The 11,043-nt window shown below is 75.3% G+C and carries 8 protein-coding genes; 1 reads left to right on the top strand and 7 read right to left on the bottom strand.

Annotated elements, in window-relative coordinates; translation table 11 throughout:
- From Q8S40_RS23000 to Q8S40_RS22970, 7 genes are all read right to left on the bottom strand, one after another.
- Positions 1-999 (bottom strand): glycosyltransferase (locus Q8S40_RS23000; protein ID WP_305672276.1); only part of this gene is annotated, 999 nt, incomplete at its 3' end.
- A complete protein-coding gene (locus Q8S40_RS22995; RefSeq protein ID WP_305672275.1) occupies positions 996-2,327 on the bottom strand; it encodes a glycosyltransferase family 4 protein in 1,332 nt (443 codons plus the stop codon). The genes Q8S40_RS22995 and Q8S40_RS23000, both read right to left, overlap by 4 nt.
- The gene (locus Q8S40_RS22990; protein ID WP_305672274.1) at positions 2,314-3,507 is read right to left on the bottom strand and encodes a DegT/DnrJ/EryC1/StrS aminotransferase family protein; all 1,194 of its coding nucleotides are present in this window, start codon (positions 3,505-3,507) and stop codon (positions 2,314-2,316) included. Before Q8S40_RS22990 ends, Q8S40_RS22995 begins: the two co-directional genes overlap by 14 nt.
- A gap of 111 nt (positions 3,508-3,618) precedes the next feature.
- Positions 3,619-4,305 (bottom strand): sugar transferase, encoded by a 687-nt coding sequence (locus tag Q8S40_RS22985; protein ID WP_305672273.1) that lies wholly within the window; start codon positions 4,303-4,305, stop codon positions 3,619-3,621.
- On the bottom strand, positions 4,298-5,515 hold the full coding sequence (locus Q8S40_RS22980; protein WP_305672272.1) for an O-antigen ligase: 1,218 nt from the start codon (positions 5,513-5,515) through the stop codon (positions 4,298-4,300). The genes Q8S40_RS22985 and Q8S40_RS22980 overlap by 8 nt, the downstream gene beginning before the upstream one ends.
- The gene (locus tag Q8S40_RS22975) at positions 5,512-6,387 is read right to left on the bottom strand and encodes a hypothetical protein (protein ID WP_305672271.1); all 876 of its coding nucleotides are present in this window, start codon (positions 6,385-6,387) and stop codon (positions 5,512-5,514) included. Before Q8S40_RS22975 ends, Q8S40_RS22980 begins: the two co-directional genes overlap by 4 nt.
- A complete protein-coding gene (locus Q8S40_RS22970) occupies positions 6,387-8,222 on the bottom strand; it encodes a heparinase II/III family protein (protein WP_305672270.1) in 1,836 nt (611 codons plus the stop codon). Before Q8S40_RS22970 ends, Q8S40_RS22975 begins: the two co-directional genes overlap by 1 nt.
- A 34-nt stretch (positions 8,223-8,256) precedes the next feature.
- On the opposite strand from Q8S40_RS22970, the gene Q8S40_RS22965 reads away from it, so the two are divergent.
- A complete protein-coding gene (locus Q8S40_RS22965; RefSeq protein ID WP_305672269.1) occupies positions 8,257-10,968 on the top strand; it encodes an SLBB domain-containing protein in 2,712 nt (903 codons plus the stop codon).
- Positions 10,969-11,043: the final 75 nt, after the last annotated feature.

The raw sequence follows: 11,043 nt of genomic DNA, 5'->3' as shown, positions 1-11,043 counted from the left end.
CACCGCCGCCGCGATGCGCGGCACCTCCGCCACATCCACCGCCAGGCCGCAATCAGCCTCCCGCACCACGGCGCAGACCTCCTCGGCGAAGTCGGGCACAATCACCGGCAGGCCGGCCAGCATGCAGTCGAATAATTTGTGCGGCAGCGCCAGGCGGTGGTTCTCCACCCCCGGCTGGAACAGCACCAGGCCGATATCGCATTCGGCCGCCACCCGTACCGCCGCCTCCCGCTCCATCCAGCCCAGCGATTCGATCCGCGTGGCGAGGCCGAGCGCCCGCGCGCGGTCCCAGAATTCCGCCTCGCTGCCATCCGTGAAGCGGCCGACCAGCCGCAGCCGCGCGCCGGGCAGCCGCGCCAGCAGCGCCGGCAGCAGCAGCGCGCCACGGCTGGCGGTCAGCGCGCCCAGATGCAGCAGAACCGGCGGCCCGGCGGCGTGGTGGCGCGGCGTGACCTCCACCGGCGTCGCATAGTTCCGCACCGCGATGCTGCGCCGCGCCGTGGCGTAATCCGCCGCGAGCCCGTCCTTCGCCAGCACCACCGCATCCGCCCGCGCCGCCATCGCCCCGCAGGCGAGCCGCATCGCCGCCCGCAGCAGCGGCGCCAGCAGCGGCCGCAGCAACGCCGGCACGGCAGGATCGAGGCGGGAGGGGTAGTGTTCGTGCACATCCAGCACCACCCGCGCGCCGCAGCGCCGGGCCGCGAGCAGCGCGGCGAGCCAGCTATCCGGCTCATGCGCGTGGATCACCGCCGGCCGCAGCGCCGCGGCGCGGCGGGCCAGCGCCGGAATGCCGCGCAGCCGCCCGGCCCAGCCGCGCGGCGCGGCGAAGGTCTCCAGCGCCACGCCATGCAGGCTTTCCGGCACGGCACCGGACAGGCGCGGCGCCAAATGGCGCAGCCGGAAGCCGGCGGCGGCCAGGGCCGCGCCTTCCTTGGCGACGATCCGCACATCCGTGGCGGGATGCGCCGCGGACAGCATCAGCAGCAGGGGTTCACTCATCCGGCTTGCGCCCGGTTGTGCTGCGCGGTGGCGCGGCGTGGCGGATGGCCGGCCACCGCCTCCACCACCGCCACCATGCGCGCGGCAATACGGCGGGAATCGAATTGCCGCTCCGCGACGATGCGGGCGGCGCGTGCCATGGCCTGGCGGCGTGGCGGGTCGGTGGCCAGCGCCAGCAGCGCCGCGGCCAGCGCATCGGCATCACCCGGCGGCACCGTCAGCCCGCAGCCGCCCTCGGCCAGCAGCCGCGCCGCGCGGCCGGGCACGTTGGTGACCATCGGCAGGCCGGAGGCCAGCCCCTCCGCCAGCTTGTTCGGCGCCGTCCATTCGGCGAATTCCGGCACCGGCGCCAGGCAGAGCAACCCGATCTCCGCCGCCGCCAGCAGCCGGGCGAGATGCGCCTTGGGCATCGGCTCCAGGAAGGTGACGGGAAGCATCTCGGCCGCGGCGCGCGCCATCAGCGCCGGTTTCTCCGACCCCTCCCCCACCAGCACCAGCTGCAGGCCGGTGCGCCGCAGCCTTGCGGCGGCATCGAGCAGTTGGTGCAGGCCATTCGCCCGGCCATGCGCGCCGGCATACACCGCCATGGATTCCTGCATCGCGATCCCGGGCGGGCGCCAGGGGGCGATGCCGGGATGGAACAGCACCAGGTCGGCGCCCTGCGGCAGCACGCGCAGCCGGTCCGGCTCCGCGCCCCGCTCCAGCGCGACACGGGCCATGCCCTCGGTCAGCGCCAGCACGGCGACGGCCTGGCGGCAGGCGGCATTGGCCAGCAGGCCCATCAGCCGCAGCACCGGGCGCGGCACCACGCCACGCCGCGCACCGCCACCGCGCCGCGACAGCGCGGCCGGCAATTCGGGCCAGGGGTCGCGGATTTCGAAGATGAAGGGGGTGCCGCGCAGCCGCCGCGCCAGCAGCGCCGGAATCGTGACCGTCAGCGGGGTGGAGGAGGCAATGACCAGATCCCAGCGGCCGCCCAGCGCCAACCGGCTGGCGGCGGCGGCGAAGCGCAGGAAGGCGCCGGTGCGGGCGAGAAGGCCCTGGCTGTTGCCGCAGCGGATGTCGAATTCCACCACCTCGAACCCGCCGACGCGGCCCCGCCGCCGGCCGCGGCGGAACGGGCCATCGAGGCCGGTGAGCGCCCCGTCATAGCGCCCGCAGGCCAGCGTCACGGCGTGCCCGGCGGCGGCCAGAGCGCTGGCATGGTGCCAGGCGCGGGTGGCGGTGGTGCCGTTGGGGGTGGAGAAATGCTGGTGCAGATACAGAATGCGAAGCCCCGGCGGCCGCGGCCTGCCGCCATCCGGATCGTGGCGTTCAGGCGCGGGCATGCTGGCGCACCACCTGGATCACGCGATCCTGGTCCGCCGCGGCCATGCCGCTGCCGGATGGCAGGCATAGCCCGGTCTCGAACAGCGCCGCGGCAGTGCCGCCGCCGGCCCGGGGCGCGTCCCGGAACGCCGGTTGCAGATGCAGCGGCTTCCAGGCCGGGCGGCTTTCCACCCCGGCCGCCTCCAGCGCCCGGCGCAGATGCTCCCGGTCCGCGCCGAAGCCGGCGGGGTCCACGCGCAGCACGGTGAGCCAGCGATTGGCGCGGCCCCAGCCGGGCTCGGCGATGAAACCGAGGCCGGGCAGGTCGGCCAGCGCCTCGGCATAGGTGGCGAAGATGGCGCGGCGGCGTTGCACCCGCGCCTCCAGCACCGGCAACTGCGCCAGGCCGATCGCCGCCAGGACGGAGGAGATGCCATAGGCATAGCCGGTGGTCTCATGCTCGTAATGCGGCCAGGCTTCCTTCGCCTGGCCGGCCAGGTGCCGGGCGCGGGCGATCAGCGCCGGGTCGTCGCTGGCCAGCGCGCCGCCGCCGGCGGCGGTGATGATCTTGTTGCCGTTGAAGGAATACACCGCCAGCCGTGCGCCCTGCCCGGCATGGCGGCCGCCGCGCTGCTGCGCGCCCATGGCGGCGGCGCTGTCGCACATCACCGGCACGCCCCAGCGGTCGCAGGCGGCGATGATGGCATCCAGCTCGCAGCATTGGCCGTACAGGTCGACCGGCACCACCACCCGCGGCAGCCTGCCGCGCCGCGCCGCCGCGGCCAGTTCCTCCGCCAGCAGGGCAGGGTCCATGCCCCAGCCCTCCGGCGTCACGTCCAGGAAGCGCGGCACCGCGCCCATCTGCACGGCGGGCGCCACGGTGGCGACGAAGGTCAGCGCCGGTGCCCAGACCTCATCCCCCGGCTGCACGCCGAGCACCCGGTAGCCCAGATGCAGCGCGGCGGTGCCGGAGGTGGTGGCGAGGCTGGCGGCAAAGCCGGTGGTCTCGGCCAGCGCCGCCTCGAACGCCGCGGGGGTCGGGCCGGCCGGGGCCAGCCAGCCCGACTCCAGCGTGGCCCGCAGCGCTTCCATCTCCACGCCCGCCAGATGCGGCAGGGACAGAGCCAGCCGCGACGGCACGACGCGACCCGGGAAGGGCAGTACGGCAGCCGCGACAGGAGAGGCATGAGGGAGTGGCATTATGAACCAAATGATTGAATTTTGCCGTATTCGTTACCCATCTTGGTTGATTGATTAACGAAAGATCAAGCATTCCCTGTGGAAAGGTTGGCCGCCGCAACCGATTTGCCCTTATCGCCCGTCCCGCGACGGACTGGGTGGCGACGGGACGGGTGCCGCCGGAGTGGGCGGCGGGCCGGGTGCCGCGGGCCTGGGCGGCAACGGACCGGAGGGCGGCGCGGCGAAGGCGGGCATGGTGGCATGCCCCGGCGCCGTGGCCCCCCGGCCGCGCAGCAGCACCCACAGGCTGCGCAGCGCCAGCCAGAGATCCCGGTCCAACCGCAACGGGCCGTTCGCGTATTCAGCGCCCAGTTCCAGCCGCTGCGGCCAGGCCACTTCATTGCGCCCGGCGGCCACCCCCGGGCCGACCAGCCCGGGCCGCACCCGCAGCCGCTGCGCCTGGCGGGGCGAATAATGTGCCAGGTAGGACAGCGGCAGCGGCCGCGGACCGACCAGGCTCATCTCCCCGCGCAGCACATTCACCAGCTGCGGCAGCTCATCCAGCCCGCTGGCGCGCAGCCTGCGGCCGAAGCCGGTCAGCCTTTCGGCGTCCGGCGCCGCGCCCGGCGCCATGGAGCGGAACTTCAGCAGGGTGAAGGGCCGCCCGCCGCGCCCGGCGCGCGGCTGCACGAACAGTACCGGCGCGCCCAGCCGCAGCCGCACCGCCAGCGCCACCGCCAGCATCACCGGCCCCAGCAGCCCGAGCAGCGCCAGCGCGCCCAGCACATCGACCAATCGCTTGCCGAAGCGCTCATACATGGTTCGGCGCCGTGGCCGGCGGGCGCAGCACCCTGTCCCGCGGGCGCAGCGTCAGCCCCAGGCTGAGTGCGAGGCCCAGGGCGAACCACGCCATGCGGTTGCCGAGGTCGGTGGAGACCAGGATGGTCATCGCCACCGGCAGCACCAGCGCCGCGATCCGCGCCAGCCGTGCCGGCGCCACGCCCGGCGCCAGCGCCACCATGACTAGCGCCGCGCCGCCGAAGGCGCCGAGCCACAGCACCAGCCCGGGCAACCCGCCCTCCGCCAGCGCCTCCAGCGCATGATTATGCGGGTACAGGCCGCGCCATTCGCCATGCCCGGCGGCGATGGTGAAGCCGCCAGTGCCGAGGCCCCAGGGCGCCGCCAGCCCGCCCCAGCCGAGCGCCGCCTGCCACAGCCCCTGCCGCGCCTCCAGCCCCGCCGGTTCCGAGGTCAGGCGTTCCAGCGTGCGCAGCCCATCCACCAGGCCTGGATGCAGCAGCAGCCACAGGCCCGCCAAAGCCAGCACCGCCAGCGCCGCCAGCAGCCAGGCCAGCCCGGCCCGGCGGCCCAGCCGCAAGGCCGGCGCCAGGGCGACGCCGAGCACCAGCGCCGCCAGCGCCGTGCGCCCGCCAGGCAGCAGCGAGGTGGCGCCGAGCCCCACCACCGCTGCCAGCCAGGCCAGCCGCCACAGGCCACGCGCCTCCACCGCCGCCAGCGCCGCCAGCGCCGCCGCACTGGCCAAGGCGAGGCCGGCCAATTGATGGTGCACACGCGCCTGCGCCAGATCCTGCGCCTGCCAGCCCGCCAGGGCGGACCAGCCGACCAGCAGGCCGAGCAGCAGCCCGATGCCGAGCGTCACCCGGCACAACGCCGAACGCGCCAACGGTTCCGCCCCCACCAGCAGCCCGGCGACCAGCATCAGGGGTGCGGCGATCGCCACTTCCGGGAGCTTCTGCGCCAGCACGAGGCGGGAGGCGGACCAGCTTCCGGCCACCACCAGCCACAGCCACAGCAGCGCCGCCGCGGCCACCGGCAGCGCCAGCGCCGGCGCCACCGCCCAGCGCCGCGTCACCAGCAGCAGCGCCAGCAGCGGCAGCAGCAGCGCGAGGCTGACCAGGGTGATGTCGAAGGGCAGCGCGGACAGCGCCGGCGTGGTCTTCAGCGCGCCGGCCAGGTGCAGCACGGCCGCCAGCGCCCCGGCGAGCCAGGCCAGCAGCCCGCCCGTCATTCCGCCGGCTCCATCCGGTAGGCGGCGCGGGTCGCCGCCGGGGCTGGGCGCAGGCCGGACATCAGGATCGCGGCGGCGGCCACCGCCAGCGCCGCCAGCGGCGCCGTCACCAGCAGCAGCAGCAGCAACAGGGGCCGGTTGGGCAGCGAGGCGCGCTGTTCCACCAGCGGGGCGGAGACCAGCCGCGCCGCCACCGCCTCATCCGCCGCCACCACCAGGCGGACGCGCTGCTGCTGGGCCATCACCTCATACAGCGCCTGGCGGATATACAGATCCTGCTCCCGCGCCAGCCGCGCCTCCAGCGCCACCACCCGGCGGCGGGCCATGTCCTCCAGGTCGGCGCGGACCTTGGCCTCGGCGAAGGCGTGCAGGTGGCGCAGCGTCACCAGCGCCTGGTCGCGATCCGGATGCGCCAGCGAGAGCGTCCAGGTCACCGAGCCCAGCGTCTGCGTCACCGCCAGGTTGCGCGTCAGCCAGTTGCGCGCGTCGTCCAGGTCCATCTCCCGCTGCAGGCCGAGCACCTGGCGCAGCGCGCCGCCCGGGCCGGCGGCGTGGCGCTCGGCCAGCACCGCCAGCAGCGGCGTCACCTCCACCAGTTGCATCGCCGCCTCGGCGGAGCGCAGCGCGCCCAGATAGATGGCGAAATTGCCGGCCGGTCGCGGGTCCAGCAGGCCGGAGAAGGCGGGCGAGGCGGAGAGGAGGGAGGAGGTGGCGATGCCCGTCGTCTCCGACGGCGCCACCACCGCTTCCGCCACGAAGCTGCGCGGCAGGCTGAAGACGGTGAAGGCGCCGGCGCCGAACAGCAGCAGCGCCAGCAGCACCACCCGCCCGCGCCACTGCCACAGCCGCAGCATCAGCGTCTCCAGCGGCATCAGGCCGGCTCCCTTGTGGGCAGCGTGATGGTGGTGACCAGCCGCGCGACCGGCGCGCGGGCCGTCACGCACAGCACCGGGCAGGGCGCGATGGCGCCATAGGCCGGGCTGTGCCAGCCGCGCTCCATGGCCAGGGACAGGGCGCCCCGGGGCGCATCGGCCTCGATCCGCAATTGCAGGCGGCCATCCTCGGCCATGTCGCCGTGCAGCCGCCAATCGCCATCCGGCAGCCGCCAGCGCAGCGTGGCGACGCCAAAGCGCCCGGCCAGGTGATCCGTCACCGTCCAGCACCGCCCCCGCACCTGCACGCGGCGGGCGTGGCGAGGACCGGCCGCATCGCGCCGCGCCGCGCCATCCGGCAGGTCGCGCAGGCGTGGCCAGCGGGCGAACAGGAAGCGGCCGAGGCGCGGCATCGGCTCGGCCTCGTCGAACAGCACCGCATTGTGCGCGGCGCCGCTGGCGAGGGCCTGCCACCACCAGGGGGCGGCCGGGTTGTAGGCGCCGGTGCCGCCATCGCGCAGCACCATGCGCGGCCCGTCGCGCAGGGTGAAATGCAGCAGATCGGGCTGCGAGGGGCGAAAGCGCAGCGGCCCGGTCCGCAGCAGCCCCGTGGCGCCGCCCGCCGCCCAGCCCTGGCTGCCCGCCGCCCGCCAGCGCGCCGGGCGCGGCAGCCGTGACGCGGGCAGGGCCAGGCCGAGCCAGATGCAGCCCGCATCCTGCGGCAGATCGGCCCCGGCACCGGCGAACAGCCGCGCGGCGCGTTCGGTGCTGCCGCGCGCATCCACCGGCCCATGCAGGCCGAGATCGGCGAAGGCGGAGCCATCCTCCACCCCGAGCGCCGGGCCGCTGCCATCCTCCGGCGCCACCACCCGGTGCAGCCAGCCGGCCAGTGCGGCGGCGCGGGCGGTGAGCGGCGCGGGAAATGCCGGCGCGCCATGCCGGCGGCGCAGCCATTCGACGACGGACAGCACATCCAGCGCCAGCCGCGCATAGCCGGCCGAGACCTGCGCGAAGCCGCCATCCGGCGCCACCAGCCGCGCCACCGCCGAAGCCAGATGCCGCGCCGCCCGGTCCGCGCCGGCCCGATCCCGCCGCAACAGCGCACAGGCGAAGGCGCCGGCGGGTTCGGAAATGGCGTGGTTGTTGTCCTGCGCCGCGGCATAGGCGGGTGTGGCCGCGATGCGCCGCGCACACAGCGCCAGCAGGGCGCGGGCGGCCGGCGGCGGGTCGCGGTCCGCATCCAGCAGCGCCAGCGCCAGCGCCAGGGACAGCGCCCGCAGCGCGGCTTCCTGGCCGCAGGCCCAGGCGGGGCCGCGAAAGGCGGGGTTGGCCGCGCACCAGGCCGCGAGGCGTGCCTCCGCCTGCGCCAGATGGCCGCCGCCGGGGTCGATCCGCGCGGCCTGGGCCAGCAGCAGCACATCGGCGAAGCGGCTTGCCTCCCAGACCGGGCGGATATCGCCGGCGGCGAACAGGTCCTGCCCGATGGCGGGGGCGGCCGGGTCATACCCGCCATGCCAGTCCGGCCGCGCCGGCAGGGCCCTGGCGCCCTCCAGCACCCGGGCGGCGGCCGCCGCCGGCAGGGGCGGGGCGGGCGGCGTGATGACAGGCAGGAAAACGCCCGCCGGGGCGGCGGCATCGGCCAGGCGGCGTTGCGGCAGGCCGGCCGCCAGGCTGGCCCGGTGCAGCAGCATCAGCCCCACCGGCCGGGCACCCAGCCGCCAGGCCGCATCCGCCATCAGCCAGAGACGGCCGGGCCGGCGCCCGGCGCGGAAGCGATCCGCGACGGTTGCAACCCAGGCGTCCTGTTCAGGATTGAATGGGAGTTGGTCAGACATGAATCACATGCTTATGCTACACACAGGCTGAACAATGAAAATGCAATTCATCCTGGGGTTGAAGTTTTGTGGCCGATTCGGCCTGCTGCTCGGCCTGCTGGCAGCCGCCGCACCCGCGCGCGCGCAATTCTCCGGCCCAGGCTCCGAGGGCGCCGCGCTCGCGCCACCATCCCTGCCCTCGCTGCTGCCTGGCGGGCTGCTGGTCCCGAGCCTGCCGGACGCCGCGCAGCAGGACATCCTGCAACGCCTGCGGGATGCCGCCGCCGGTCGCCCCGCCGGCGGCCCGCTTCCAGCACCCAGCGCACCCGCCTTCCCCAACCCGCCCGGCCCGGCGCTGGCGCCCTCCCCGGCCGGGGGTGCCGCCGGGGCACAGCTTGTCGCGCCGGCAGCGGAGCCACTGTCCCATACCGAGATCTTCTTCGCCGAACGCCTCGGCATGGCGCTGCGGCAATTCGGCTATGACAGCTTCAGCAGCACCAGCCGCGCGCCCAGCCAATCCGGCGCCCTGCCCGAGAACTACCTGATCGGCCGGGAGGATGAGCTGGTCCTGGCGCTGCGCGGCCGCACCCGCGCCACGCTCAACCTGCGGGTGCAGCGCGACGGCACCATCCTGACCCCGGACCTGCCGCCGATTCCCGCCGCCGGCCGCACCCTCGGCGCGCTGCGCGCCGACCTCGAAGCCCGCGTCGCGCGGGACATGCCGGGCACCGAGGCCTTCCTGTCCGTGGGCCAGGTGCGGCAGATCGCCATCTTCGTGGCCGGCGAGGTGCAGCGGCCGGGCATGCAGACCGTGACGGCCCTGTCCTCCGTGCTCGATGCGCTGATGCAGGCCGGCGGGCCACGCCGCACCGGCAGCCTGCGCGCCATCCGCGTCGAAGGCCCGCAGGGCCGCCGCACCATCGACCTCTACGCCGTCATCACCGGAGAGGGCGCGGAGGTGGACCTGGCGCTGCGCGAAGGCGAACGCATCATCGTGCCTCCCCTGGGCAGCGTGGTGGCGGTGGCCGGGCAGGTGACGCGGCCGGGGATCTACGAACTGCCCGCCCGCGCCACCAGCGCGCCGCTTGCCACCCTGCTGCGCCTGGCCGGGGACCCGCTGCGGCCAGCCGGCAACCGCTTCCTGGTGCAGGGCACGGAGGCCGGCGGCGGCCGCAGCTTCGCCGAGATCGGCCCGCGCGATGCCGTGCGCCGCGGCGACAGCGTGCTGGTGCAGCCCGGCGCCGATGTGGTGGCGAACCAGCTGCGCCTGGCCGGCCACGTCTCCGCCCCCGTCACCCGCGCCATCGGCCGCGGCGGCGCCACGCTGCGATCGCTGCTGCGCGACGCCCGGCTGGTGCGGCCGGACCCCTATCCGCGCCTGTCCGTCATCCTGCGGCTGGACCCCGCGACGCGCGGCCGCCACTTCGTGCCCTTCGACCTGGCCCGCACCCTGGACGGCACCACGGACCTGCCGCTGGCCGAGGGCGATGAGGTGATCGTGCTGGCCAACAGCGACATCGCCTGGCTCGCCAGCCCGCCGGTGCAACGCGCGCTGCGTGGCGAAGCGCCGGAGGAGACGGCCTGCGCGGCGCTGACCCAGCTCGCCATCGCCAGCCGCAGCGCCCCCGCCCGCTTCGCCCATGCCCGCGGCGCCGGCTTCCCGGATATCGGGGCGCCGGCCTGCCCGCAGCTGTTCCTCGACTACCCGCAGCTTCTGGGCTTCCTGCTGGATGCGGCCGTGTTGCTCAGCGGCGAGGTGCGCCAGCCCGGCCTGTTCCCGCTGCTCGACGATACCGGGCTGGACCTGCTGCTGGCGGCCGCCGGCGGCGCCACCGATGGCGCCGACCTGTCCGCGGTGGAACTGGCACGCGAGCCTGTGGACCAGGCCGGCGCGCAGCCGCTGACCCGCCTTCTGCTGGACCTGCGGTCCCGCAACTTCCGGGCGGTGCGGCTTTCACCGCGCGACGTGCTGCGGGTGCCGCGCGGCTTCTCCGACCGCGAAAGCGGGCCGGTGGTGCTGGCCGGCGAAGCCGTGCGCCCCGGCAGCTACGACATCCGCCGCGGCGAGCGCCTGTCCGAATTGCTGGCCCGCGCCGGCGGCCTGACCCCGCAGGCCTACCCCTACGGCGCCGTCTTCACCCGCGACAGCGTGCGCCGCCGCCAGCAGGAAGGCTTCGCGCGTGCCGCACGAGACCTCGAAACCTCGCTCGTCCAGGTCGCCGCCGGGCAGGCGGTGGCGGGTGGGCGCGCCCAGGGCGTGGATGTGGGCAGCGCCATCTCCGCCGGGCGCGAACTCGCCGCCTCGCTCCGCCAGGCGCAGGCCGCGGGCCGCATGGTGGTGGAGGCAGACCCCGTGCAACTCGCCGCCCACCCGGACCGCGACGTGCTGCTGGAACCAGGCGACCTGATCGTCATCCCGAAACGCCCCAACGAAGTCACCGTCGTCGGCGCCGTGCTGAACCCGGGCAGCCTGCAATTCCGCTCCGGCTGGCGCGCCAGCGACTACGCCCGCGCCGCCGGCGGCGCCCAACGCTTCGCCGACAGCGCCCGCGCCTTCGTCGTGCTGCCGAACGGACAGGCCGCCCCCGCAGGCCTGTCCGGCTGGCAGGCCGGCGGCCCCCCCATCCCCCCCGGCAGCCTCGTCGTCGTCCCCCAAGACCCCTCCCCCTACGAAACCTGGGGCTTCATCCGTGACCTGACCCAGGTGCTGAGCCAGGTCACCATCTCCTCCGCCGCCCTGGCCGTGATCGCGCGGGAGCTGCGTTGAGGGAGGGGCGTGCGGGCGATTGCAGGGGGACGCTGTCCCCCTGCACCCCCTGCCAAGGGGCAGTGGCCCCTTGGA

The organism is Falsiroseomonas sp. (assembly GCF_030695085.1).
In the GTDB taxonomy this organism is placed as follows: Bacteria; Pseudomonadota; Alphaproteobacteria; order Acetobacterales; family Acetobacteraceae; genus Falsiroseomonas.
Note: the sequence above shows the minus strand (reverse complement) of the source record. Positions and strands in the feature narration are given on the sequence as shown.

Coding starts and splice junctions, on each gene's coding strand:
- Q8S40_RS22965 (WP_305672269.1), top strand. CDS start 8,257: ATGAAAATGCAATTCATCCTGGGGTTGAAGTTTTGTGGCCGATTCGGC.
- Q8S40_RS22985 (WP_305672273.1), bottom strand. CDS start 4,305: ATGTATGAGCGCTTCGGCAAGCGATTGGTCGATGTGCTGGGCGCGCTG.
- Q8S40_RS22980 (WP_305672272.1), bottom strand. CDS start 5,515: ATGACGGGCGGGCTGCTGGCCTGGCTCGCCGGGGCGCTGGCGGCCGTG.
- Q8S40_RS22970 (WP_305672270.1), bottom strand. CDS start 8,222: ATGTCTGACCAACTCCCATTCAATCCTGAACAGGACGCCTGGGTTGCA.
- Q8S40_RS22995 (WP_305672275.1), bottom strand. CDS start 2,327: ATGCCCGCGCCTGAACGCCACGATCCGGATGGCGGCAGGCCGCGGCCG.
- Q8S40_RS22975 (WP_305672271.1), bottom strand. CDS start 6,387: ATGCCGCTGGAGACGCTGATGCTGCGGCTGTGGCAGTGGCGCGGGCGG.
- Q8S40_RS22990 (WP_305672274.1), bottom strand. CDS start 3,507: ATGCCACTCCCTCATGCCTCTCCTGTCGCGGCTGCCGTACTGCCCTTC.